At 57.8% G+C, this 26,667-nt stretch carries 16 protein-coding genes and 1 pseudogene; 8 read left to right on the forward strand and 9 right to left on the reverse strand.

The features are described 5' to 3' along the window. Nucleotides 1-20 precede the first annotated feature (20 nt). Complete coding sequence (locus V1599_RS16930) at nt 21-3,350, forward strand: diguanylate cyclase (protein WP_112010711.1); 3,330 nt, start codon at nt 21-23, stop codon at nt 3,348-3,350. On the opposite strand, the gene alkA is transcribed toward V1599_RS16930, so the two are convergent. Then, nucleotides 3,347-4,186, reverse strand: a complete 840-nt coding sequence (gene alkA, locus V1599_RS16935) for a DNA-3-methyladenine glycosylase 2 (RefSeq protein WP_112010439.1) — start codon at nt 4,184-4,186, stop codon at nt 3,347-3,349. The two genes, V1599_RS16930 and alkA, sit on opposite strands and share 4 nt — an antisense overlap. A gap of 130 nt (nt 4,187-4,316) precedes the next feature. Between alkA and yegD the strand changes: the two genes are divergently transcribed. Continuing rightward, the gene (gene yegD / locus V1599_RS16940) at nt 4,317-5,672 is read left to right on the forward strand and encodes a molecular chaperone (RefSeq protein WP_112010438.1); all 1,356 of its coding nucleotides are present in this window, start codon (nt 4,317-4,319) and stop codon (nt 5,670-5,672) included. A 28-nt stretch (nt 5,673-5,700) separates the two neighbouring features. Here the strand turns inward: yegD and V1599_RS16945 are convergent. From V1599_RS16945 to V1599_RS16980, 8 genes and pseudogenes are all read right to left on the reverse strand, one after another. After that, nucleotides 5,701-7,170, reverse strand: a pseudogene (locus V1599_RS16945) (EAL domain-containing protein). A 305-nt stretch (nt 7,171-7,475) separates the two neighbouring features. After that, entirely contained in the window at nt 7,476-8,006 is a 531-nt protein-coding gene (locus V1599_RS16950; RefSeq protein ID WP_395300484.1) for a hypothetical protein, read from the reverse strand. Continuing rightward, nucleotides 7,981-8,709 (reverse strand): transcriptional regulator, encoded by a 729-nt coding sequence (locus V1599_RS16955; protein WP_395300485.1) that lies wholly within the window; start codon nt 8,707-8,709, stop codon nt 7,981-7,983. Before V1599_RS16955 ends, V1599_RS16950 begins: the two co-directional genes overlap by 26 nt. Before the next feature lie 87 nt (nt 8,710-8,796). After that, nucleotides 8,797-9,501, reverse strand: a complete 705-nt coding sequence (locus V1599_RS16960; protein ID WP_395300486.1) for a molecular chaperone — start codon at nt 9,499-9,501, stop codon at nt 8,797-8,799. After that, entirely contained in the window at nt 9,498-11,105 is a 1,608-nt protein-coding gene (locus tag V1599_RS16965) for a fimbrial protein (protein WP_395300487.1), read from the reverse strand. The genes V1599_RS16960 and V1599_RS16965 overlap by 4 nt, the downstream gene beginning before the upstream one ends. Before the next feature lie 10 nt (nt 11,106-11,115). Continuing rightward, nucleotides 11,116-13,614 carry a TcfC E-set like domain-containing protein gene (locus V1599_RS16970; RefSeq protein WP_395300488.1) on the reverse strand — a complete coding sequence of 833 codons (2,499 nt, stop codon included), beginning with the start codon at nt 13,612-13,614 and terminating at the stop codon, nt 11,116-11,118. 47 nt (nt 13,615-13,661) lie between these two features. Continuing rightward, entirely contained in the window at nt 13,662-14,339 is a 678-nt protein-coding gene (locus V1599_RS16975; protein WP_395300489.1) for a hypothetical protein, read from the reverse strand. A gap of 49 nt (nt 14,340-14,388) precedes the next feature. Next, complete coding sequence (locus tag V1599_RS16980; protein ID WP_112010710.1) at nt 14,389-14,976, reverse strand: common pilus major fimbrillin subunit EcpA; 588 nt, start codon at nt 14,974-14,976, stop codon at nt 14,389-14,391. A 724-nt stretch (nt 14,977-15,700) separates the two neighbouring features. Between V1599_RS16980 and V1599_RS16985 the strand changes: the two genes are divergently transcribed. The 6 genes from V1599_RS16985 to baeR are packed head-to-tail and all read left to right on the forward strand — an operon-like array spanning nt 15,701 to nt 26,665. Further along, nucleotides 15,701-16,930: an MdtA/MuxA family multidrug efflux RND transporter periplasmic adaptor subunit gene (locus V1599_RS16985; protein ID WP_112010431.1), complete on the forward strand. Its 1,230-nt coding sequence runs from the start codon at nt 15,701-15,703 to the stop codon at nt 16,928-16,930. Further along, nucleotides 16,930-20,052 (forward strand): MdtB/MuxB family multidrug efflux RND transporter permease subunit, encoded by a 3,123-nt coding sequence (locus tag V1599_RS16990; RefSeq protein ID WP_297121826.1) that lies wholly within the window; start codon nt 16,930-16,932, stop codon nt 20,050-20,052. Before V1599_RS16985 ends, V1599_RS16990 begins: the two co-directional genes overlap by 1 nt. Beyond that, nucleotides 20,053-23,130, forward strand: a complete 3,078-nt coding sequence (gene mdtC, locus V1599_RS16995) for a multidrug efflux RND transporter permease subunit MdtC (RefSeq protein ID WP_395300490.1) — start codon at nt 20,053-20,055, stop codon at nt 23,128-23,130. Continuing rightward, entirely contained in the window at nt 23,131-24,546 is a 1,416-nt protein-coding gene (locus V1599_RS17000; RefSeq protein WP_395300491.1) for an MFS transporter, read from the forward strand. Continuing rightward, entirely contained in the window at nt 24,543-25,946 is a 1,404-nt protein-coding gene (gene baeS / locus V1599_RS17005; RefSeq protein WP_395300492.1) for a two-component system sensor histidine kinase BaeS, read from the forward strand. Before V1599_RS17000 ends, baeS begins: the two co-directional genes overlap by 4 nt. Beyond that, on the forward strand, nt 25,943-26,665 hold the full coding sequence (baeR, locus tag V1599_RS17010; RefSeq protein ID WP_395300493.1) for a two-component system response regulator BaeR: 723 nt from the start codon (nt 25,943-25,945) through the stop codon (nt 26,663-26,665). Before baeS ends, baeR begins: the two co-directional genes overlap by 4 nt. The last annotated feature ends 2 nt before the right edge of the window (nt 26,666-26,667 follow it).

Below are 26,667 nucleotides of genomic sequence, written 5' to 3' on the forward strand. Positions count from 1 at the left end.
CGTCCCTGGATAACGCGGTAATGAATAAACAACACCATCGGGTTTTGGTTACCTCCTCACATCCTTTACTGCGACTTGTCTGTCTGGGCCTGGTCACCTTTATTTTTACGCTTTTCTCGCTTGAGCTCGCCCGCTTCGGCACGCTTCTGGCGCCGGTGTGGTTCCCGACGTCAATTATGATGGTGGCGTTTTACCGTCATGCCGGGAAAATGTGGCCCGGCATTGCGCTGGCCTGCTCCTTTGGCAACGTGTTTGCCTCGTGGCTACTTTTTTCGTGGGAGTCGATAAGCGTTATATATACGTCGATTAACGTCATCGAGGCCTGCATCGGCGCGCTGCTGCTGCGCAAGCTCCTTCCCTGGTATAACCCGCTGCAAAATCTGAACGACTGGGTTCGGCTGGCCATCGGCAGCGCCATCGTGCCGCCAATCGTAGGCGGCGTGCTGGTGCACCTTCTGGTGCCAGACGATGAACCCCTACGCCACTTCCTGGTTTGGGTATTATCAGAATCCATTGGCGCGCTGGCGCTGGTGCCGCTGGGGTTACTGTTCAAACCGCACTACCTGCTGCGCCACCGCAATCCCCATCTGCTGTTTGAGACGCTGGTAACCATGGCGATTACCCTGGCGTTCAGCTGGATTTCTATCCTTTGGATGCCGTGGCCATTTACCTGCATTATCGTTCTGCTGATGTGGAGCGCGGTACGCTTGCCCCGCATGGAAGCGTTCATGGTCTTCCTGGCGACGGTAATGATGGTCTCCCTGATGATGGCTCACGCGCCCTCTCTTCTGGTCTCGCAGCACTCCAACGCGATGCTTAACGCGCCGTGGCTGCCGTTTTTGATGATGCTGCTCCCCGCGAACATCATGACGATGGTGATGTACGCCTTCCGCGCCGAGCGTAAACACATCACCGAGAGCGAAGAGCGCTTTCGCAACGCGATGGAATATTCCGCCATCGGGATGGCGCTGGTAGGAATTGAAGGCCAATGGCTGCAGGCGAACAAAGCGCTGTGTCAGTTCCTGGGCTACAGCCAGGCGGAGCTGCAATCGCTCACGTTCCAGCAGTTAACGTGGCCTGACGATCTGAACATCGACCTTGAGCAGCTCCAACAGCTGCTGAACGGCGATATCAACACCTACTCCATGGAGAAACGCTATTACACGCGTAGCGGAGAAGTGGTGTGGGCGCTACTGGCGGTTTCACTGGTTCGCCACGCCGACGGATCGCCGCTCTACTTTATTGCTCAGATTGAGGACATCAACGACCTCAAGCAGACGGAGTGGGTCAATAAGCGGCTGATGGAGCGCATCACCCTCGCCAACGAAGCGGGCGGCATCGGCATCTGGGAGTGGGATTTAGCGCCGGACGTTATCAGCTGGGATAAGCGGATGTTTGAGCTTTACGAAATCCCGCCCCACATCAAGCCCACCTGGCAGCTTTGGTATGATTCGGTTGTGCCGGAAGACCGCGAGCACGCCGAGCAGGTCATTCGCGACTCGCTGACGGCGAGACAGCCGTTCAAGCTTGAGTTTCGTATTCGGGTCAAAGAGGGCGTGCGCCACATTCGCTCGCTGGCGAACCGGGTGCTGAGCAAGGACGGCGACGTGGAGCGCCTGCTCGGCATTAACATGGACATGACCGAGGTGAAACAGCTTAACGAAGCGCTGTTTCAGGAAAAAGAGCGTCTGCATATTACCCTCGACTCCATCGGCGAAGCGGTGCTGTGTACGGACGTCGACATGAACGTGACCTTCATGAACCCGGTGGCGGAGAAAATGAGCGGCTGGCCGCAGGGTGAAGCGATCGGTCAACCGCTCCTCAAGGTGTTGCATATTACCTTCGGGGTAAAAGGCCCGATCATGGAGAACATCCACAGCGGCGATATATCCCGCTCGAAGATGGATCAGGAGCTGGTGCTCAACTGCCGCCACGGGGGCAGCTTCGACATTCACTACAGCATCACCCCGCTCAGCACGCTGGACGGGCAAAACATCGGTTCGGTGCTGGTCATTCAGGACGTCACCGAGTCGCGCAAAATGCTGCGCCAGCTTAGCTACAGCGCATCCCATGACGCCCTCACCCGCCTGGCGAACCGCGTCAGTTTCGAAGCGCACCTCAAGCGTCTGCTGCAAACCGTGCAGGAGACGCACCAGCGCCACGCGCTGGTCTTTATCGATCTCGATCGCTTTAAGGCCGTCAACGACACCGCGGGGCACGCCGCGGGCGACGCCCTGCTTCGCGAGCTCTCCTCTTTGATGCTGACCATGCTGCGCTCAAGCGACGTGCTGGCGCGCCTGGGCGGCGATGAGTTTGGCCTGCTGCTGCCGGACTGCAACGTTGAGAGCGCACGCTATATTACGGGTCGCCTGATTCATTCGATCAACAACTATCACTTTATGTGGGAAGGCCGCCTGCACCGTATCGGCGCCAGCGCCGGGATTACGATCCTCGACGACGCGAACTATCAGGCCGCGGAGGTGATGTCGCAGGCGGATATTGCCTGCTACGCCTCGAAAAATAACGGACGCGGCGTAGTGACGGTTTACACCCCGCAGCAGGAACGCGCGCACAGCATGCGCAGCATGATGTCTCTGGATGAACAGTGGCACATGATTAAAGACAACCCGCTGGTGATGATGGCCCGCAGCGTTGCGTCTCCGCGCATTCCGGAAACGTGCAGCTTCTGGCTGATTTCGCTACGCCTGTGGACCAGCCAGGGAGAGATGCAGGAGGAGCAGGCCTTCCGCGCAGGGCTGACCGAGCGGGAGCTGCTGCACGCGCTCGACAGGCGTCTCTTCGGGGAGTTTTTCCGCACCTTCGCCGCGCTGGTGGCCACGAAGGGGCTCGGCGTCGCCCTGCCGCTGTCGGAGGCGGGGTTGTCCAGCGCCACGCTGGTCGATGAGCTGCTCGATCATCTGCAGAACGGGCCGCTGCCGGGACGGCTGCTGCACCTGGTTATCCCCGTTAACGTCGTTCGCTCTGAAGACGTCAAGCTCCAGCAGGGGCTGCACAAACTCCGCGGCGCGGGCTGCCGCGTTGTGCTGAGCCAGGTCGGGGGGGATATGGACATATTCAACCACCTGAGCGCCAACGTGGCCGATTACCTGATGCTCGATCCGGACATCGTCACGCACGTCCACGGGAACCTGATGGACGAAATGATGGTGACCATTATTCAGGGCCACGCCCAGCGGCTGGGGATGAAAACGCTGGCCGGGCCGTGCAATCAGCCGATCATGATGGACACGCTTTCCGGTATTGGCATCGACTACATCTACGGGGATACCCTCTCGGAACCGAAACCGCTGGAGCTTCTGCTGAACACCAGCTACTTCGCGATTAACTAGGGCTTCCAGCCCTCCGTATACCAGATGTGCAGCAGCGCGTACGAGCGCCAGGGCCGCCAGCGCTCGGCGTAGCGGCGTATCTGCGCGGCCGTCATGCCGGCAAAGCGCTGCTTGATCAGATAATCGTCCGGAAGAAAAACATCTTTCGCCTGCCAGCCGCGCAGGGCGAGATAGTTTGCGGTCCATCGGCCAATGCCAGGCCGCTGCTGCAGGCCCTTCATTCCGGCCTCGACGTCCTCGGGCGGCGATAGCGGAAACTCGCCGTCGACCACCGATTGAGCCAGATGAATCAGCGACTCCGCGCGCTTTAGCGGCATGCCGAGGGCTTTCAACGCCAGCGGATCGGCCGCGGCCAGCGCGTATGGCGTTGGGAAGCAGCGGTATCCCGGGGCGTCTTTCACCGGTTCGCCGCACAGCTCGACCACGCGCGTCGCCAGCCTGGCCGCCATCGCCACGCTCACCAGCTGCCCAAGGATCGCCCGCACGCCCTGTTCATACGCATCCATCGCGCCGGGCAGGCGCAGGCCGGGCCGTTCGGCCCCCAGCTCCCCCAGCGCCGAGCGGATCGCAGCAGGATCGCAGTCGAGATCGAAAAGCCGCCCGATTCGCGCAAGGCAGGCCTGCGCAACCGGAATTAACCCGGGGCTGAGCGTCACCTGAAGCGTTTGGGCCTGCTCGTCCGGCGTCACGCGAAATATCCCCTGGTACCCCTCGCAGGCAAAGCTGCGCTCGTAGTAGGCCTCCGTGACGGTTTCGACGCCGGTCACCGCACGCGCGCCAAGAAAGCTAAACATCCAGTGCCAGTCGTAGGGGGGTTGCCAGGTCAGGGTATACATCGTCGCTCCTTTCAGGTTTTCCTGAGTCTAAACGGAAAGCATCGGTTTCGCCTTGCTTTCATATTCCTGTTGTCGCCAGGCGGACATTTCGCTAAAGTCTCGCCCCTTCTCACCGGCATGGGGACTTAACGTGTTTATTGGATTCGACTACGGCACCGCGAACTGCTCGGTGGCGATTATGCAAAACGGCCAGCCTCAGCTCCTGAAAATGGAGAAGGAGAGCACCCTGCTGCCGTCAATGCTCTGCGCCCCGACGCGTGAAGCGGTCAGCGAATGGCTGTATCGCCATCACCAGGTTCCTGCCACCGCGGCGGAAAGCCAGGCCCTGCTGCGCCGGGCGGTCAGCTTTAACCGCGATGAAGACATTGAGGTCACGCCGTCCAGCGTGCAGTTCGGCCTCTCCTCGCTCGGGCACTACATTGAAGACCCGGAAGAGGTGTACTTCGTTAAGTCACCGAAATCCTTCCTCGGCGCCAGCGGCCTGAAGCCGCAGCAGGTGGCGATGTTTGAAGATCTGGTCTGCGCCATGATGCTGCACATCCGCAACCAGGCGCAAACGCAGGTGACGGAGGCGATTGACCAGGCGGTGATTGGTCGTCCGATTAACTTCCAGGGGCTGGGCGGCGATGAGGCGAACCGGCAGGCTCAGGGCATCCTTGAGCGCGCCGCGCACCGCGCGGGCTTTCGCGACGTGGTGTTCCAGTACGAGCCGGTCGCGGCCGGTCTGGACTTCGAGGCCACGCTAACGGAAGAGAAGCGCGTGCTGGTTGTCGACATCGGGGGCGGGACTACGGACTGCTCGCTGCTGCTGATGGGGCCGCAGTGGCACGCCCGTCGCGATCGCGAAAACAGCCTTCTCGGCCACAGCGGCTGCCGCGTCGGCGGTAACGATCTGGATATCGCCCTGGCGTTCAAAAGCCTGATGCCGCTGCTCGGCATGGGCGGGCAAACTGAAAAAGGCATCGCCCTGCCGATCCTGCCGTGGTGGAACGCCATCGCCATCAACGACGTGCCGGCGCAGAGCGATTTTTACAGCACCGCCAACGGCCGCTTCCTCAACGACCTGGTGCGCGACGCGCAGGACGCGGATAAAGTCGCCCTGCTGCATAAGGTGTGGCGCCAGCGCCTGAGCTATCGCGTGGTGCGAACCGCTGAAGAGAGCAAAATCGCGCTTTCCGATCGCCCGGAACACGCGGTGTCTCTGCCGTTCATCAGCGACGACCTGGCCACGGCGATTTCACAGGAAGGGCTTGAGGCGGCGCTTTCCCAGCCGCTGCAGCGGATTCTGGAGCAGGTGCAGCTGGCGCTCGAAAACGGCAACGAGAAGCCGGACGTGATTTACCTGACCGGCGGCAGCGCCCGCTCACCGCTGGTCAAAAAAGCGCTGGCGGAACAGCTGCCGGGCATTCCGATTGCGGGAGGCGATGACTTTGGTTCCGTAACCGCGGGGCTGGCCCGCTGGGCGCAGGTGGTGTTTAGCGGCTAAGCCCGGCATCCACGAAAGAGGCTCTCCCCTAAGGTGCGGTGAGCCTCACGCTATCATCACCATAGCGCCAGCCCTTCTCTGCTCCGAGGCCGGAGGCATGTTCAAGCCGGGCATAGTAAGCGAAGTCGCAAAAGCTGACCGGCGGTAAATAATAATATCCCTGCAGCAGGTCGACCTGACGATCGGTAAGCCACTGATGCTGCGGTTCACGCTCCACGCCTTCCGCCACGATGCCCAGCCCCAGCAATTTCGCCAGATTGATGATCGACTCCAGCATCGGCAACGTCTGCTCCTCGTTCTTAATAGTATTGATAAACACTTTATCAATCTTAATAACGTCCAAATCGAGTTCATTTAAATAACATAAATTGGCATAGCCCGTACCAAAGTCATCGAGCGCAAACAGGACGCCTCTATTTCGTAAAGAGCGCATGAGCTCCTTCAGGGCAAGGTTAACCTGAAGCGTTTGGTTTTCCGTAATTTCAATCATCAGCGTAACCGGTAGCGAAGCCGTAAGCTCGAGGAAATGCAGGCATTCCCAATAAAATACCGGATTGCTTAAATGCGCCGGGCTGACGTTGAACGCGACATAAAGCGATTTATCCCCCCATCCGCGGCAAAGGTTAAGATCCTCAGCCACTTTGTTCATCAGATAGCTTGTGAGCTCGCTCATTAGCCCGCTTTGCTCCGCGAGAGGAATAAATTCGCGCTGCGAGATTGCGTAGTTATGGCCCATTGGCCAGCGCGCAAGTATTTCCACGCCGCGCACTTCTCCCTGACCATCGACGATGGGCTGAAACCAGGGAACAATTTCGTCATTTTTTAATGCCAGGCTCAACCGCTGGGCCTCAGGGCTTTCCGATCCGTTTTTATCAGCCGGCGCGTGGGCGTGCTCTTTTCCGTGCGCAGAGAAGCCAAGCAAATTATTACGGCAAACGAAAATGATGCTTTCATTAAAATGGCTCAGGCCCAGGCGATGGGTGATTTTTTCCCTGTAGCGATACAGCGCTTTTTTGGTCAGCGAGTTGGCGATGCAGAAATCGTCCAGAGCCTCCTTATCAAAGGAAACTCTGAATAATTCCTCTTCAAAATCGGTAAGCTGAAATGTCATCACCTCCTCACCCTGCGCCATGCCATTGACCATTGGATTCAGCGCTCTGCTTTGCAAAAAGTGGATAATACTCTTAATGGTTAAACTGCCGCTTACCGACTCGAGAGATTCATATCCCCGATTAATGCACTGACTTTCACTCATCGTTAACGCGACGCATTTGAAATTGCTGAACTAGCTGCTGTTTCGCTGCAGCCATTTATTCACCCAAAGAAAAGGCACGCGCGTATCCACAATAAGCAGGCACGAGCTGAACCGAGGCGTTAATAAGCTCGCGTCCAGGACAAACGTGTTTGCATCTACCAGTACTAGATTAGGTATGAATGATTTAATCCCTGAGAAAAGATAAATATCATAGCTTAGAAGAAATATCTTTTTCGCATTCATAATAATTACCACACCGTTATTTATACAACGTAATCCTCTCGCCCGTTTAAAAGCGCCTATGAATTTGTATTTCGCATGGAACGGCTTATAGACGCTACGCGCCAGGCGCAGCGTGACGTTTTAAGTCGGAATTTCGGTTAATCCCCTCCCTTAAAAAGTGCTTTATCGCATTATGGGCATAGTAAAATCCTTTTAAGAATCCGGACAGGAGAAAACGCAGTCAGGGTCCAGTACACATAAACGTCCTGAAATTCACATCAAGACAGCATAAAATAATACAGTACTGCGTTATTCAGGATTTATATTCACCACGACGACATGGCGGGTGAAAAAATCCTGGTGAACCGGTGCATGCCTTCCGGCCGGTCGGCTCTGCAAACAGCAATCGTACGACGTAAATCTCTTATTCCATAAATATTCCCGGATATGGGCATGACTTTATAAAAAAATAGCTTTTGCTTAGACATCAGGATATCCGTGATGGCGTCAGGGAGATCATCATTCTCATTCTTAACGATCCCCTTGCGCAGGGTGCGCAGATATCCATCGCTGTCCTTACCGACAAACTTTATGATTGTCGTTCGGTTTACCGAATAGGCTTTCTCATTTACTTTAATGACGCCCACCTGTGAAACAACCCCTTCTGACTTCGAAGCGATGCGAAAAACCTGTAAAACCTCACCGCTGATAGCGATCCCATCCTGCTGCGTACTTAACGCGAGATGATATCGGGCAGTACACACCAGCGCGCTGGGGTTAGCGTGAATCAGAAAGGCCAGCAAGAAAATAACCATAAGAAGCACGCTCAGGCTAATAAACGTAATTTTCACACGCATACGCCATACCTTTTTTATCCGCCGGACACACGCTTAGAAAATGTTCTTTTAGCCTGTTATCGCCTGAAAGACTGTTGTCATCATAGAACACGATCACCCGCTGTCCTTCTGAACAGACGGAGCGGATCTTCTGCCATTTTTCCGTCAGCAGGAAATGGGCAATTTTCCCAGGAGGGTTATCACGCGTTGTGAATATTTTACAGCCTCCTATTTTCCGCACGAAGGTAACATCGTCATTTTTGAAGAAACCACAATACAAAAGTCCTGAGGCAAGCAACACTAATACGCCAACCGTTAGCCATAGAAAATAAAATATCCTATTGCTGTTGCGCCCCTCTTCATTTCTGTCCATTGCCGTTGACGGTGTGATGTCCAGAGAATAAGGATCCAGACTCCTGATACTGGCCCGAAAAACGAAGCCTTCGCGAGGGATGGTTTCAATTAAATTTAATTCGCCAAGTTCAGAAAATGCTTTGCGTAAAAGGCTAATATTTTTATTGAGACTGTGTCCAGAGGGTGCCATGCCATGCTTTCCCCACACCTCCTCAATAATAGGCTCACGATTAACCTGCTGACCATTATGCATAATAAACAATGCGAGTAATCTTGCCGTTGCTGCGGGTAAAGTTACCTTTCTGGAATATAAACTCAACTCTCTATTGTTGAAATCATATACGATCCGTTCATTAATCACACATTTCATCTGAATAGGCTCTTATATTCTCATGGAGATATCATCACCCGATCCAGAATAATTTTATTGAAAAGAGTTAGCAATATAATATTCTTTTCATTTGATGCTGTTTTGCGCATCAAAACAGGCATTACCCAAGGGTATATATTTTTTCATCGCGACAATGAATTTTTTATTTTGCCCCTTCAACCTTGCGCTATCAAACGTTTCGCCGGGCAGCAGGTAAATCATCTCGGCCTCATCGTCCGCCGAGTGACAGCCTTTGTGCAGAATGAGCTTAAAAAATGTATTTCCGGTATTTTTTATTACGCCTCGACTCTCGTCCAGCGAATAGCTAAAACTGATTTTTCTGGGGCGAACCACCAGAATGGTTTCCATGGCAACGACGGGTACCGCCTCGCTTTTTTTTCCTCCACGTTTCTCGGGAAACAACAGCATAGGCATCTCCCTAAACAGGATCCTGTAGTAGCGCTCCCGATCGTCTTCCGGTCCGCGATAGAAAATCTTGAAAAACTCACCGCTTACCGGAGACAGCGAGAAGCTCAGCGGAGCAAAGAGAAGCTCTCCGTTTGCAATACGTTCACGACGTTCGCCTCCCGCTCCCGGCCGGTCTATTTTTACGGCTGCGATACCGTATAAATTCTGTTTGCTGCCGTCGTTCACGATTCGCTTGCTGATAAACGACTCGTCGGACGCCATTTCATAGATCGTTGAGTCCAGATAAATGGCGTTCGCGCGTGGTAAAAACAACGCCGCCAGCAGGAGTGCTGAATAAAAAATCGCTACGCGCCCACGGCTCATGGCGTGACTCCCACCCAGTTTGCCGTCACCCGCAGCTCGCCGCTTGCGCTCACCACGCCTTCCCAGTCGCTGCCGGAGACCGTGAGCAAAGAGCGGGAGTCATTCATAGGAAACAGCAGCGTCAGGTTTGTCGTGAAAAAGCTGCCGTCGTCGGTGTTGTTTGCATCCCATGGAGCCTGCTGCCATAGCGCATTGCTGAGGCTTATGGCCTCTTCGCCGCAGCTGTTGCGCGCCTGCACGGTGCCGCCGGAACGGTCGCTGTAGCGCAGATACGCCGGAATGGGCACATTTATGCCGTCCTGCCCGGACGTAAACAGGCAGTAAGGAACAGAATTGATCGTCGTGCTGTCTCCGGTAACCTGCGCCGTAATGCTATCTGCCTGGCGCGGGCCGGATACGGTAATGACATAATCCATCTCAATTGGCGTTTCTTCTCCTATGACGCCGCTGCCGCTGGCTGAGGTGGTATTGTCCGACGTCAATATGCTTATCCCATACTCTTTCGGCACAATATTCAGCTGTAGCGACGGTGAAAACTGATAATAACCCGACTCCGGCGTCACGCTATTCGTAAATGCAAACGTAAAGGGCTGCGTGTTCGAAATACTCACGCCAGCGTCGACCATATTCTTTAAAAACGTCTTTGAGAGAAAGACATAGACATACTCTCCGCCGCTGCTGAAGAGGTTGCTGTAAATCACCGCGCTGCTGAAGTTTGTCCAGCTTTGCCCATCGCCGGAATATTTAATCGTTGCCGCAGCCGGTGAAAAGCCCAGCAGCGCGCTGTCGGCGTACATTCGAATACGCAGCGAATTTGTCAGGCTGCTGGACTGGCTAAAATGATACGAGATCATTTTGCAGATCACGCCGTCGACGTTGCCCACCACGCCCAGCTCGCAGAAGCCGCTGTCTTTGGCGATGCTGGGCGTACCGTCGCTGGCGATCCACAATTCCTGGAACGCGTTGGTCGATTCAAGCGACAGGTGCCCTACCTTGGTCAGTGAATAGGGCCGAATGTACCAGTTGCCGCTGCTTTGATCCTTACAGCGCTCGCCGGCTGCATAATCATAGTCGACCGTCGTGCGGCAAAAGTTGAGGTTATAGGTTTCTGTGGCCCCCACGGACATATTGCGGAAATAGTCATAGGCAGCGTCGCCCAAAGACGCGAAGCCGTAATACCCTCCGCCAATGCCTCCCCCCGTCGCTTTCGTGTGATAGAAACCGAATCGGTCGGTTAAATCCGCGGATATGTAGCCTGACGACGGGCAGTTAGCGCCCGTCGTACAGCGGATCCCGCGGAACGGTTCGCTTATTGGCGAGTTTTCAATCCACATGTCTTTATAATAATTCGTATTGGCAACCCAGCCGACGATGCCCATATAGCCCAGGCTGTCCTGATCGGAACCATATTTCACCCACGTGTTCGCGCCGCTGATGCGCGGATCGAGCGACGAAGGCGTGATGAAAAATTCATTATCGACGTTATTCTCGATAAACAAAAACGTGTTGCTCACCGCCGCCTGCGTTGACGCCGTGAGGGCCAGCGCCGGGCCCGAGATCGGCAGTATGGCGCAGGCAAAAAGCAATCTATGAAGTAATTTCATTTTTTTATCCTTACCTTTGGGCCAGCGATTCCTGAGCGTTACACTGAATATCGCCCACCCACGCGGCACCGCGCGCCTTGTTAAGATCCAAATCGGCTTCGCAAATATTTCCGCTGCGTGAAACGAGGGTAATCACGGGGAATTTTTTATCGATATCAATGGCAAACTCGCCCTTATCGTCGGTACGCGTTTTTCCAATGTGATTGTGAATATCGACGTTCGCCGCGAGGTTACCGTCGGGATAGCGGATGCGGCCAAATACCGTCACCATGCTTTTTATATCGGGCGACACGATGCCGACGTTGCCGGGATAAAGGTTAAGCGTATCTTTACGCCCGGAAACAATATCAAAGCTGTCTTCCGAATTTTTATCGTTCATTATTTCCAGCTTGTATTGGGCATACGGCGGCAGGGCGATAAAGCTCGAGCTGCCGCTCAGCACATAGTGTTGATTATTAATTTTCGCCGCCAGCCTTCCGTCGCCCACGCTATCGGTTTTAATGATTATCCCCGAACGCTCCCTTTCCTTACTCAGGCCAAACTCTCCGCCCGCCCACGCGACCGAGCCCTGCGAGGAATAGTTCATGTTGGTAGAGGCATCCCCGGCGCGGGTCACCGAAACGGTGCCGGCATTGTATTTCGTGTCATACCCCAGGTTGCCGTTGACGGAGTAGCGGTTATCGCCGGCCTGCTCACCGCTCAGGCGCGTTGATGCAGAAAGCCCCACCGACCTGATCGCCCCTTCTGCGAACTGCTTGCGGGCGCTGATATTCCCCTGCGTGCTGCCGTAACGATCCCTCGAAACGCCCAGGCTCATCCACGAGGCCAGCGGGAGGGAGAAATCCAGGCTGACATAGCGCTCCTGGCGTCCGTCATCGTTGACGTTGTTGTAGTAATAGCGCTGGAGCCCCGCGCGCAACCCCACCGTGGCATAACGACCGGAATAGAGCGTCGTGCTGTAGTCGAGATTGCGGTACTTGTTGCCGGAATAGCGGTTCACGGTTTGGCTCACGGTAAGTGAACCGCCGTGAGGCACAAATTTGCTCAGATTGAGCGTCGCGCCTACCGAGTCGTTATCGCGCTCCTGCACCGGCAAACGCGATCCGATATGGCTATCCTCGCGGGACGCCCACAGCGATCCGAATCCCCCCGGCGACGACAGCGTAATATTGCTCACGTTTCGCCACGTGCCGTCGTTTGCCACCAGCGTCTGGGCGCCCACGCTCACGTGCTCATTGACGCTGAGCGTCACGTCCGTTTCGTTGACGGCGTTCGCGTCGAAACCGTAAAGCGTCGATTTCACGTTGAGCCCGGACAGCACCGCCAGGGTGGCGGACGCGGCGCCTCCTGCAATCCACGTCTGCTCGCTGCCCTCGTCGCGGTAATGATGACGCCTGTAGCTTACGCGGTCGTAGTCCAGGGAGCCGCCAAAAACCTGCCACGAGAATGAACCGGCCCCCGCCTGCTGTCGCCTCGAGAAGATTTTATTGACCCGGCTTACGAGAGTGTTGACCGTGCGGCCATTCACCACAATATCGACCCTGACGTCGTACACGCCGTAGGGGAATTTGCTGGTATCAATTTCATAGCTGCCCATATTGAAGTTTTGGACGCTGAGCAGCCGCCCCTCACGGAAAACGTGCACTTCACCTGCCGCGGGCAGAAATACCTTTATCGGGGTTAGCGCCAGCGTCGTATTCTCGATAACCGTGCTGCCCTTATTGCCGTAGCTTACGCCGTAGATTTTTCCGCCGTTTAGCGCGTTAAGGCTGGCAATAGACTGAACGTTCCAGGTATCGAGCATCCCCAGCGCCACCCGGTAGCCTCCAACGTCGCGCTCGTACATCGCCCGATAAAGTTTGCCGGTGCTATTGCTGTTGCCAATGCCATAAAGCGAGCCGTTGATATTAAAATGGTGCTCCCGGAGCGCCGTCATATTATCGACGGTTAAATAGCTCCGTGAGCTGCTGCCGTTTTTATAATCGTTGTAATACGAGCCAAAATTATAATTCAGCACGTTGGAGACGCCGTTAACGCTGGAAGGCCCGAGCAGGCTGCTTCGCGCCACGATTGCTTCCGTGAGCGCATCCTTGCTGACGATCATTTCCAGATGAAACGAAGAGACGTTAAGCGTCAGGCTGGCGTCGGGCGTCAGGACGATTGAGGTGTTATCGCGAAACTTTACGTCGCGCATTTTATCAACCATCGCGCGGGTTTTATCCGACAGCACGGCGTTATCCGGCAAATCAACCAGCGTAATAGACCTGACGATAATATTTCCGTTATCCAATGAAATAACTGCATCAGCTATCTTTTGCTGGCTTTTTTCATCAGTTTTCTCATATCGAATATAAACGGGGACGCTCATCCCCTGCTCCAGGGATTGTGCAAAGGCACCGGGAATAACGTAATGACCAATTTTAACAGGCGCGGCATTCAGGTACCCAGGAATTAACGTCAAAGAGAGAATAACGCCTCTACCTGCCAGAGAGTTAAATGACATATGCATCCTTACGCTTCGCTATTTTAATCCCGACCGGAAAACGTCATTGCTTATTACTTAGCGGAAATAAACTGTTTGCCATGCCAGATACCGACATGTGAATTTTTATTATTTACGTCCGTACGCTGAAGCTTAATTGTCGTACCCGGCATCACGTAATACCGCTCGCGACAGCCTTTCCCGCGGTCGTGAGAGGGGTCTTTACATGCGCCGTAGGCGATGACGCGAAACGATACATTTCCCTTATTTTCAATGACGTCATCACGTCGAGCGTAATCGAACCGCTCTTTTCGCGGCGCGACGACGAGCAGCGTACCGATTTCAGCGGATGCCGTCGCAACGGCGGCCTTGCTGGCATGCGTTACGCCGGTTTCACTCACCGGCTCATCGATCCACTGCAGCCGGTAATAGCGCTCCCTGTCATCGGCGGGGCCTTTATAGAAAAAACGAAATACGTCTTTCGCCTGGCCGGGCAGAATAAGGTTGGCCGGGGTCAGCAAAATCTCGCCCGCATTATTGGGTTTAATTTCCACACCATCGGGCAGCGGTGAAGAAAGCGGCTTTATGGAGACGCTGACGTAGCGGGCAGCATCGGTAGTATTGGTAATTTCTTTCGATAATGAACTCTGGTCTGCGGTCATTATCGACGTAATATCGCCCACGTTTATTGCCAGGCACGAAAAGGACAGCACCATCCCTGCCAAAAAGGTTATTGGCAAATATCTCTTCATGACATTTCCTCTAAAAACTCGGGGGAGATCTCCCCCGAATTCTGATGCATTACGCCGTTGGGGTGGTCCAGGTTGCGTTGAACTGTACCTTCACGTCGCCCGTCCAGTAGCCGTCCGGTAGCGAGGAGTAATCCGTTACGGCCGTCGTTCCGTCAGACGTGGCGGAGGCAATGGTGAACTTGAAGCTGGACCGATCGCTAACGCGCTTCGTACCGTTGTACGCGCCGTCGGCCATCAGGCTTTCAAGACCGGACGTTGAGGATCCGTTCACAAGGATGGTTTCAGAGGCGTTTGACAGGGCTTTGCCATTCCACGCCACGCCAACGTTCAGCGTCGAGGCATCACCGCTGGCATTCGTCAGCGTGCTGCTAATAACCTGCGCGGTCAATTTGAAATCCGTTGCGCTGTCCTGGCCCTGAATCGTGACGTCAAACGCCCCGTCCTGAGCGTTAAAGCCCTTCAGGCCTTCGGCGTACTGGAACGTCAAAGAGTTCAGAGGGGTCACCACCAGCATGCTGGTCGTGTCTTTCGTCGCGGTCGCATCCCATGATGCGGTGGCCGAAGCGGTGACGTCCGCCAGCGCATTTGCTGTAGCAAATACAGAAGCCAAAGAGGCAACCAGTAATAATTTTTTCATTTTATCTTCTCCTGAGAACATACTTGCTACCTGACAATATTAGGGATATGTCAGAAGCTCCATTAGATGCGAGCAATAACCGCTGCGCGAAAAAAATTATTATTTGAATTAAGTTACATAACAACAAACAAAAATACGAATATTCTCAACCTACTTGAGAAAACCCCTAACCTAAAATCAGCAAAAGTCGACAAAACTAGCATTAAAACCCCGCAATGCTCTTTTAATAAGAATTAAAAACCAACAATATATTCAAATTCATATTTTTTCACTAATTTTAATTTTTGATCCACATCAAATTGCACGCATCGTCCTGAAGGTAAAATTTGGCAATTAAATCAATACTCTATATCACGACACCCTAAAACCATTTGATTGTTAATGAAATGATATAAAAACGCTATAAAATATTTAATTAGAGAAAATTCCTAAGCCTTTTTAAATATGTTGGAAATTATCTTAGAAAATCATTCATCCATTTTTATTTTTTCTTCTTTTAATTTTTATTGTCTATTTCTGGGCATTGCGTTTTTACGCCTATTACTTAAAAGCGCTGCCTGCGCCGCGTAAATCTAAACGCCGGAAGCAAATCACGTTGCCTCTCGCCGTACGTCCCTATCAGACAATTCCCTACGGTGTTCCACATTTCCTCCATTTTTCTGCCGGGATGCCTGACTAAACTAGTATCATTCCCCGAAGTGTTTCAGGATGAGAACGTATAACGATGAAAGGCCGTAACAAATCCCGCTGGGCCATTGCCGCCGGCATCATTGTGGTGGCACTTGCCGCCGCCTGGTACTGGCATAACCACTCTGCAAAAACGTCTGCACCTGCGGGTGCCAGCAGCCACCCGCAGCAGGCCTCGGGCGGACGTCGCGGCATGCGCGGCGGCGCGCTGGCTCCGGTTCAGGCGGCCACCGCGGTGAATAAAGCCGTGCCGCGTTATCTTACGGGTTTAGGGACCATTACCGCCGCCAACACCGTTACGGTGCGCAGCCGCGTTGACGGCCAGCTGATGGCCCTGCATTTTCAGGAAGGGCAGCAGGTAAAGGCCGGGGATCTCCTCGCCGAAATCGATCCGAGCCAGTTTAAGGTCAACCTTGCGCAGGCGCAGGGGCAGCTCGCCAAAGATAAAGCCACGCTCGCCAACGCCCAGCGCGATCTGGCGCGCTACCAGCAGCTGGTGAAAACCAACCTGGTCTCCAGACAGGAGCTGGACACCCAGCGCTCGCTGGTTAGCGAAACGCAGGGCACCGTCAAGGCCGATGAAGCCGCCGTTGCCAGCGCGCAGCTCCAGCTCGACTGGAGCCGCATCACCGCCCCGATTGACGGCCGCGTAGGCCTCAAGCAGGTGGACATCGGCAACCAGATTTCCAGCGGCGATACCACGGGCATCGTGGTCATCACCCAGACCCACCCAATCGATCTGGTCTTTACCCTGCCGGAGAGCGACATCGCCACCGTGGTGCAGGCGCAGAAGGCCGGAAAAGGGCTGGTGGTCGAGGCCTGGGACCGCACCAACAAACAGAAGCTCAGCGAAGGTTCCCTGCTCAGCCTGGATAACCAGATCGATACCACGACCGGCACCATCAAGCTGAAGGCGCGCTTTAACAATGAGGATGACGCCCTCTTCCCGAACCAGTTCGTCAATGCGCGCATGCTGGTTGCGACGGAAGAGAACGCCGTGGTGATCCCCACCGCCGCGCTGCAGATGGGTAATGAAGGAAACTTCGTCTGGGTGCTGAACGGCGACAATAAGGTGAGCAAACATCTGGTGAAAACCGGGATTCAGGACAGCCAGACGGTGGTGATTGCCGCCGGGCTTTCAGCGGGCGACCGCGTCGTCACCGACGGCATTGACCGCCTGACCGAAGGAGCCAAAGTCGAAGTCGTCGAGGCGCACGCAGGCACAGCAGCAGCCGAACAGCCTGCGAAACGGGGAGCGAAAGACTGATGCAGGTGATGCCGCCAAGCGCTACAGGTGGGCCATCACGCCTGTTTATTCTGCGCCCCGTTGCCACGACCCTGCTGATGGTGGCGATCCTGCTGGCCGGGATTATTGGCTACCGCTTCCTGCCGGTTTCGGCGCTGCCGGAAGTGGACTACCCGACGATTCAGGTGGTGACCCTTTATCCGGGCGCCAGTCCGGACGTGGTCACCTCCGCCATTACCGCCCCGCTGGAGCGCCAGTTCGGCCAGATGTCCGGCCTCAAGCAGATGTCCTCGCAAAGCTCCGGCGGCGCGTCGGTGGTCACGCTGCAGTTCCAGCTTACGCTGTCGCTGGACGTCGCCGAGCAGGAGGTGCAGGCCGCGATTAACGCCGCCACCAACCTGCTGCCGTCCGACCTGCCCAACCCGCCGGTCTACAGCAAGGTCAACCCGGCGGACCCGCCGATCATGACGCTGGCGGTCACCTCCTCCGCCCTGCCGATGACGCAGGTGGAAGACATGGTCGAAACCCGCGTGGCGCAGAAAATTTCTCAGGTTTCCGGCGTCGGCCTGGTGACGCTGGCGGGCGGGCAGCGCCCGGCCGTGCGCGTGAAGCTGAACGCGCAGGCGATTGCCGCGCTGGGCTTAACCAGCGAGACCATCCGCACCGCCATCAGCAACGCTAACGTCAACTCGGCGAAAGGCTCGCTCGATGGCCCAACGCGCGCGGTCACGCTTTCCGCAAACGATCAGATGCAGTCCGCCGACGAGTATCGTCAGCTGATCGTTGCCTACCAGAACGGCGCGCCGATTCGCCTGGGCGACGTGGCGACCGTTGAACAAGGCGCGGAAAACAGCTGGCTGGGCGCGTGGGCGAACAAACAGCAGGCGATCGTCATGAACGTTCAGCGCCAGCCCGGCGCCAACATCATTGATACCGCCGACAGCATCCGCGCGATGCTGCCGCAGCTGATTGAGAGCCTGCCGAAGTCGGTCAGCGTGAAGGTGCTTTCCGACCGCACCACCAACATTCGCGCCTCCGTCACCGACACCCAGTTCGAGCTGATGCTCGCCATCGCGCTGGTGGTGATGATCATCTATCTGTTCCTGCGCAACGTTCCGGCGACGATTATTCCCGCCGTCGCCGTACCGCTGTCGCTGGTCGGGACCTTCGCCGTCATGGTGTTCCTTGATTTTTCGATTAACAACCTGACGCTGATGGCGCTCACCATCGCCACCGGCTTCGTGGTGGACGACGCCATCGTGGTGATCGAGAACATCTCGCGCTACATCGAAAAGGGCGAAAAGCCGCTCGCCGCCGCGCTTAAGGGTGCGGGGGAGATTGGCTTTACGATCATCTCGCTGACCTTCTCGCTGATTGCGGTGCTGATCCCGCTGCTGTTTATGGGCGATATCGTGGGCCGCCTGTTCCGCGAGTTTGCGGTCACGCTGGCGGTGGCGATCCTGATCTCCGCCGTGGTGTCGCTAACCCTAACGCCAATGATGTGCGCGCGCATGCTGAGCGCGGAATCCCTGCGCAAGCAAAACCGCTTCTCGCGCGCCTCCGAGCGCATGTTCGAGCGCATCATTGCCGCCTACGGCCGCCTGTTGGCGAAGGTGCTGAACCACCCGTGGGCGACGCTCGGCGTGGCGCTGGGTACGTTGGCCCTGAGCGTGATGCTGTGGATTTTCATCCCGAAAGGCTTCTTCCCGATTCAGGACAACGGCATCATCCAGGGCACCCTCCAGGCCCCGCAGTCGGTTTCGTTCGCCAGCATGGCCCAGCGCCAGCAGCAGGTATCCGAGATCGTGATGAAGGACCCGGCGGTGGAAAGCCTGACCGCCTACGTCGGCGTGGACGGCACCAACCCGTCGCTGAACAGCGCGCGGCTGCAAATTAACCTCAAGCCGCTCGACGAGCGTGAGGACCGCGTGAACGCGGTGATTGAGCGCCTGCAGCAGGCGGTGGCGAAGGTGCCGGGCATTTCGCTTTACCTGCAGCCGATTCAGGATTTGACCATTGACACCCAGGTGAGCCGCACGCAGTACCAGTTTACGCTTCAGGCCACCAGCCTCGACGCGCTCAGCACCTGGGTACCGCAGCTGGTCAACACGCTCCAGGCGCTGCCGCAGCTTTCTGACGTCAGCAGCGACTGGCAGGACAAGGGGCTGGCGGCCTACGTCAACGTGAACCGCGACGCCGCCAGCCGCCTGGGCATCACCATGGCGGACGTGGATAACGCCCTGTACAACGCCTTCGGCCAGCGCCTGATTTCGACCATCTACACCCAGGCAAACCAGTATCGCGTGGTGCTGGAGCACAACACCGACAGCACGCCGGGGCTCGCCGCGCTGGACACGGTGCGCCTGACCAGCAAGGACGGCGGCATCGTGCCGCTCAGCGCCATTGCCAGCGTCGAAGAGCGCTACGCCCCGCTCTCCATCAACCATCTGGATCAGTTCCCGTCCACCACCGTTTCGTTTAACGTCGCGGACGGGTATTCGCTGGGCGACGCGGTCGAGGCGATCCAGAATGCGGAAAAAAACATCAGCTTCCCGTCGGATATTCAGACCCAGTTCCAGGGCAGTACGCTGGCGTTTCAGGCCGCGCTGGGCAGCACCGTCTGGCTGATCGTCGCCGCGGTGGTAGCGATGTACATCGTGCTCGGCGTACTGTACGAGAGCTTTATTCACCCGATCACCATTCTCTCTACCCTGCCGACCGCCGGCGTGGGTGCCCTGCTGGCGCTAATGCTGGCGGGCAGCGAGCTGGACGTGATTGCGATTATCGGGATCATCCTGCTGATCGGGATCGTGAAGAAAAACGCCATCATGATGATCGACTTCGCGCTGGCGGCCGAGCGCGAGCAGGGCATGTCCCCGCGCGACGCCATTTTCCAGGCCTGCCTGCTGCGCTTTCGCCCGATCCTGATGACGACCCTCGCGGCGCTGTTAGGCGCGCTGCCGCTGATGCTCAGCACCGGCGTCGGGGCCGAGCTGCGCCGCCCGCTGGGGATCGGCATGGTCGGCGGGCTGCTGGTCAGCCAGGTGCTGACGCTGTTTACTACGCCGGTGATCTACCTGCTGTTTGACCGCCTGGCCCTGTGGACCAAAAGCCGCTTCCCTCAGCGTGAAGAGGAGGCGTAAATGTCGTTTTTCGCCCTCTTCATCTACCGCCCGGTGGCGACGATTTTAATCTCGGTCGCTATCACCCTGTGCGGCGTGCTCGGCTTCCGGCTGCTGCCGGTGGCCCCGCTGCCGCAGGTGGATTTTCCGGTGATTATGGTCAGCGCCTCGCTGCCGGGCGCGTCGCCGGAGACCATGGCCTCGTCCGTCGCCACGCCGCTTGAGCGCTCGCTCGGGCGCATCGCGGGGGTCAACGAGATGACCTCCAGCAGCTCGCTCGGCAGCACGCGCATCATCCTGGAGTTCAGCTTCGATCGCGACATCAACGGCGCGGCGCGCGACGTGCAGGCGGCCATCAACGCCGCGCAGAGCCTGCTGCCGAGCGGCATGCCGAGCAGGCCGACCTACCGCAAGGCCAACCCCTCCGACGCGCCGATCATGATCTTAACGCTCACCTCGGACACCTATTCCCAGGGCGAGCTGTACGATTTCGCCTCCACCCAGCTGGCGCAAACCATCGCCCAGATCGACGGCGTCGGCGACGTGGACGTGGGCGGAAGTTCGCTGCCCGCCGTGCGCGTGGGCCTTAACCCGCAGGCGCTGTTTAACCAGGGCGTATCGCTGGACGATGTGCGTAGCGCCATCAGCAATGCCAACGTGCGTAAGCCGCAGGGCGCGATCGAGGACGACAGCCACCGCTGGCAGATCCAGACCAACGACGAGCTAAAAACGGCCGCCGAGTATGAGCCGCTGATTATTCACTACAACAACGGCGCGGCGGTGCGGCTAAGCGACGTTGCCAGCGTGACCAACTCCGTGCAGGACGTGCGCAACGCCGGGATGACCAACGCGAAGCCGGCGATTTTGCTGATGATCCGCAAGCTGCCGGAAGCCAACATTATCCAGACGGTCAACGGCATCCGCGAGCGGCTGCCGGAGCTGCGGGAGACCATTCCGGCAGCGATTGACCTGCAAATTGCCCAGGATCGCTCCCCGACGATCCGCGCCTCGCTTGAGGAGGTGGAGCAAACGCTGATCATCTCCATCGCGCTGGTGATCCTGGTGGTGTTCGTGTTCCTGCGTTCGGGGCGCGCAACGCTGATCCCCGCGGTGGCCGTTCCGGTGTCGCTGATTGGGACGTTTGCCGCCATGTACCTGTGCGGGTTTAGCCTTAACAACCTGTCGCTGATGGCGCTGACCATCGCCACCGGCTTTGTGGTCGACGACGCCATCGTGGTGCTAGAGAACATCTCCCGCCACCTTGAGGCGGGCATGAAGCCGCTGCAGGCGGCGCTTCAGGGGACGCGCGAGGTCGGCTTTACGGTGCTCTCCATGAGCCTGTCGCTGGTGGCGGTCTTCCTGCCGCTGCTGCTGATGGGCGGGCTGCCCGGGCGGCTGCTGCGCGAGTTTGCGGTAACGCTCTCGGTGGCGATAGGCATTTCGCTGGTGATTTCGCTGACGCTAACGCCAATGATGTGCGGCTGGATGCTCAAGCGCAGCAGGCCGCAGTCGCAGCCGCGCCGCAAAGGCTTTGGCCGCGTCCTTGTGGCGATGCAGGAAGGCTACGGGAAATCACTGCGCTGGGTGCTCAGGCACACCCGCATCGTTGGCCTGGTGCTGATTGGCACCATCGCGCTGAACGTCTGGATGTACATTACCATCCCGAAAACCTTCTTCCCGGAGCAGGACACCGGCGTGCTGATGGGCGGCATTCAGGCCGACCAGAGCATCTCGTTCCAGGCGATGCGCGGTAAATTGCAGGACTTCATGAAGATCATCCGCGAAGATCCGGCGGTGGATAACGTGACCGGCTTTACCGGCGGCTCCCGCGTGAACAGCGGCATGATGTTTATCACCCTCAAATCGCGCGACGAACGCAGCGAAACCGCGCAGCAGGTGATCGACCGCCTGCGCGTGAAGCTCGCCAAAGAGCCGGGGGCAAACCTGTTTTTGATGGCCGTTCAGGATATCCGCGTCGGCGGCCGCCAGGCCAACGCCAGCTACCAGTACACCCTGCTCTCTGACGACCTTGCCGCCCTGCGCGAGTGGGAGCCGAAGATCCGCAAGGCGCTGGCCGCCCTGCCGGAGCTGGCGGACGTTAACTCCGATCAGCAGGATAACGGTGCGGAGATGGCGCTCATTTACGATCGCGAAACCATGTCGCGGCTGGGCATTAACGTCGAGGCGGCGAATAGCCTGCTTAACAACGCCTTTGGCCAGCGCCAGATCTCCACCATCTACCAGCCGATGAACCAGTACAAGGTGGTGATGGAGGTTGACCCGCGCTACACCCAGGACATCAGCGCGCTGGACAAAATGTTTGTGATCAACAGCGACGGCAAGGCGATTCCGCTTTCGTACTTCGCCAGCTGGCAGCCGTCGAACGCGCCGCTTTCGGTGAACCATCAGGGGCTGTCCGCGGCGTCAACCATCTCGTTTAACCTGCCAACCGGCTCCTCGCTTTCGGAGGCCAGCGACGCCATTACCCGCGCCATGACCCAGCTCGGCGTGCCGTCCACGGTGCGCGGCAGCTTTGCCGGCACGGCGCAGGTATTCCAGGAGACGATGAACTCGCAGGTCATTTTGATTCTGGCGGCGATTGCGACGGTCTACATCGTGCTCGGCGTGCTGTACGAAAGCTACGTGCATCCGCTGACCATTCTCTCCACGCTGCCGTCGGCGGGCGTCGGGGCGCTATTAGCGCTGGAGCTGTTCGGCGCGCCGTTTAGCCTCATCGCGCTGATTGGGATCATGCTGCTCATCGGCATCGTGAAGAAAAACGCGATCATGATGGTCGACTTCGCGCTGGACGCCCAGCGCAGCGGCGGCATGACGCCGGAAGAGGCCATCTTCCAGGCCTGTCTTCTGCGCTTCCGCCCGATTATGATGACCACGCTGGCGGCGCTGTTTGGCGCGCTGCCGCTGGTGATTTCCGGCGGAGACGGCTCCGAGCTGCGCCAGCCGCTGGGGATCACCATCGTCGGCGGGCTGGTGATGAGCCAGCTGCTCACGCTCTATACCACGCCGGTGGTCTATCTTTTCTTTGACCGCCTGCGGCTGCGCTTTTCGCGTAAAAACAGAACAACGGTGACCGAGTAAATGACCGATCTCCCCAGCAGCGTTCGCTGGCAGCTTTGGATTGTCGCCTTCGGCTTCTTTATGCAGTCGCTGGACACGACCATCGTCAATACCGCCCTTCCCTCGATGGCGAGAAGCCTGGGGGAGAGCCCGCTGCATATGCATATGGTGATTGTCTCCTACGTGCTGACGGTGGCGATCATGCTGCCCGCCAGCGGCTGGCTGGCGGACAAGGTGGGCGTGCGGAATATCTTTTTCACCGCGATAGTGCTGTTCACCGCCGGGTCGCTGTTTTGCGCCCAGGCCAACACGCTCGACCAGCTGGTGATGGCGCGCGTGCTGCAGGGCGTGGGCGGCGCGATGATGGTGCCCGTCGGGCGGCTGACGGTGATGAAAATCGTGCCGCGCGAGCAGTATATGGCGGCGATGACCTTCGTCACCCTGCCCGGCCAGGTGGGGCCGCTGCTCGGTCCTGCCCTCGGCGGTATTCTGGTGGAGTACGCCTCGTGGCACTGGATTTTCCTGATCAACCTGCCGGTCGGCATCATCGGGGCGATTGCCACCCTGACGCTGATGCCGAACTACAAAATGCAGACCCGGCGCTTTGATTTCACCGGCTTTATTCTGCTGGCGGCGGGGATGGCCACGCTGACGCTGGCGCTCGACGGCCAAAAGGGGCTGGGAATTTCATCGCTCTCGCTCGCGGCGCTGGTGGCGATCGGTATCGCTGCCATCCTGTGGTATTTGTGGCACGCCAGAGGCAACGAGCGCGCGCTGTTCAGCCTGGCGCTGTTCAAAAACGCCACCTACCGTCTGGGGCTGTTCGGCAGCTTTGCCGGGCGCATCGGCAGCGGCATGCTGCCGTTTATGACGCCGGTATTTCTACAGATCGGCATGGGCTTTTCGCCGTTCCACGCGGGCCTGATGATGATCCCGATGGTGCTCGGCAGCATGGGCATGAAGCGCATCGTGGTGCAGGTGGTTAACCGCTTTGGCTATCGCCGCGTGCTGGTCGCCGCCACGCTCGGGCTGGCGCTGGTCAGCCTGCTGTTCATGGGCGTAGCGCTGATGGGCTGGTACTACGCGCTGCCGCTGGTGCTCTTCTGCCAGGGGATCATCAACTCCATGCGCTTCTCGTCGATGAATACCCTGACGCTGAAGGATTTGCCCGACGGGCTGGCCAGCAGCGGCAATAGCCTGCTGTCGATGATCATGCAGCTCTCCATGAGCGTGGGCGTTACCGTTGCGGGGCTGCTGCTCGGGATGTACGGGCAGCACCATCTCAGCGTAGACACCCCGGTTGCCCACCAGGTCTTTTTATACACCTACCTCAGCATGGCGGTGATTATCGCCCTGCCCGCTTTCATCTTCGCCAGAGTACCGGCGGATACCAGCAAGAACGTCGTTATCCGGCGCGGCAAAAGGAGTGCACCATGAAACTGTGGCGACCGGGCATTACCGGCAAGCTTTTTGTGGCGATTTTAGCCACCTGTATGGTTCTGCTGATCACCATGCACTGGGCGGTGCGGGTGAGCTTTGAGCGCGGGTTTATCGACTACATCAAGCACGGCAACGAGCAGCGCCTGCAGGGGCTGAGCGACGCGCTGGGCGAGCAGTACGCCCTGCACGGCAACTGGCGGTTCCTGCGCAATAACGACCGTTTTATTTTCCAGATCCTGCGCTCGCTGGAGCACGATAACGACGACGATCGCCCTGGCCCCGGCATGCCGCCGCACGGCTGGCGCACCCAGTTCTGGGTGATCGACCAGGAGAGGCGCGTGCTGGTGGGGCCGCGCGCGCCGGTACCGCCGGACGGCTCAAAGCGCGCCGTTAAGGTAGACAATGCCATCGTCGGCTGGGTGATCGCCTCCCCGGTAGAGCGCCTGACGCGCAATACCGATATCAACTTTGACCGCCAGCAGCGCCAGACCAGCTGGCTTATCGTCGCGCTCTCCACGCTGCTGGCGGCACTCGCCACCTTCCCGCTGGCGCGCGGCCTGCTTGCGCCGGTCAAGCGGCTGGTAGAGGGTACCCACAGGCTGGCCGCCGGGGATTTTTCCACCCGCGTAGACACCCGCAGCCAGGACGAACTGGGCAAGCTGGCGCAGGACTTTAACCAGCTTGCGAGCACGCTGGAAAAAAACCAGCAGATGCGCCGGGACTTTATGGCCGACATTTCGCACGAGCTGCGCACCCCGCTGGCGGTGCTGCGCGGCGAGCTGGAGGCAATCCAGGACGGCGTGCGCCAGTTCACCCCTGAATCCGTCGCTTCCCTGCAGGCGGAGGTGGGCACGCTGACCAAGCTGGTGGACGATCTGCACCAGCTCTCTATGTCCGACGAGGGCGCGCTGGCCTACCAGAAAGCGCCGGTGGACGTGATTAACATTCTAGAAGTGGCGAGCGGCGCCTTCCGCGAGCGCTTCGCCAGCCGTAACCTGAAAATTGACCTTTCGCTGCCGGACAGCGCCGTGGTGTTTGGCGACAAAGACCGCCTGATGCAGCTCTTCAACAACCTGCTGGAAAACAGCCTGCGCTACACCGACAGCGGCGGCGGGCTGCACATTTCCGGCACGCGGGAAAACGGCCGCTTTTCCCTCACCTTTGCGGATTCTGCCCCCGGCGTGCAGGAGGCGCAGCTGGAAAAGCTGTTCGAGCGTTTTTACCGCACGGAAGGCTCGCGCAACCGCGCGAGCGGCGGCTCCGGACTGGGGCTGGCAATCTGCGTGAACATCGTCGAAGCGCACAACGGCACGATCCGCGCCGCCCATTCGCCTTTTGGCGGGGTTAGCATTACAGTAGAATTACCGCTGGAACGGGAGTTATCGAGAGAAGCATGACCGAGTTACCCATTGATGAAAACACGCCGCGCATCCTGATCGTGGAAGACGAGCCCAAGCTTGGGCAGCTCCTGATCGACTACCTGCGCGCGGCAAGCTACGCCCCTTCGCTGATTAGCCACGGCGACCAGGTGCTGCCCTACGTGCGCCAGACGCCGCCGGACCTGATCCTGCTGGACCTGATGCTGCCGGGCACCGACGGCCTGACCCTGTGCCGGGAAATTCGCCGCTTCTCGGACGTGCCTATCGTAATGGTCACCGCCAAAATCGAAGAGATCGACCGCCTGCTGGGCCTCGAAATTGGCGCGGATGATTACATCTGCAAGCCCTACAGCCCGCGCGAGGTGGTGGCCCGCGTGAAGACCATCCTGCGCCGCTGCAGGCCGCAGCGCGAGCTGCAGGCGCTGGATGCCGAAAGCCCGCTGATCGTGGACGAAAGCCGCTTCCAGGCAAGCTGGCGCGGCAAGCTGCTGGACCTGACGCCCGCCGAGTTTCGCCTGCTGAAAACGCTCTCCCACGAGCCGGGCAAGGTGTTCTCGCGCGAGCAGCTGCTCAACAACCTGTATGACGATTACCGCGTGGTAACCGACCGCACCATCGACAGCCACATCAAAAACCTGCGCCGCAAGCTGGAGGCGCTGGACGCCGAGCAGTCGTTTATTCGCGCGGTGTACGGCGTGGGATACCGCTGGGAAGCGGACGCGTGCAGGATTGTCTAATA

Source organism: Enterobacter sp. ECC-175 (assembly GCF_043968675.1).
Taxonomy (GTDB): domain Bacteria; phylum Pseudomonadota; class Gammaproteobacteria; order Enterobacterales; family Enterobacteriaceae; genus Enterobacter.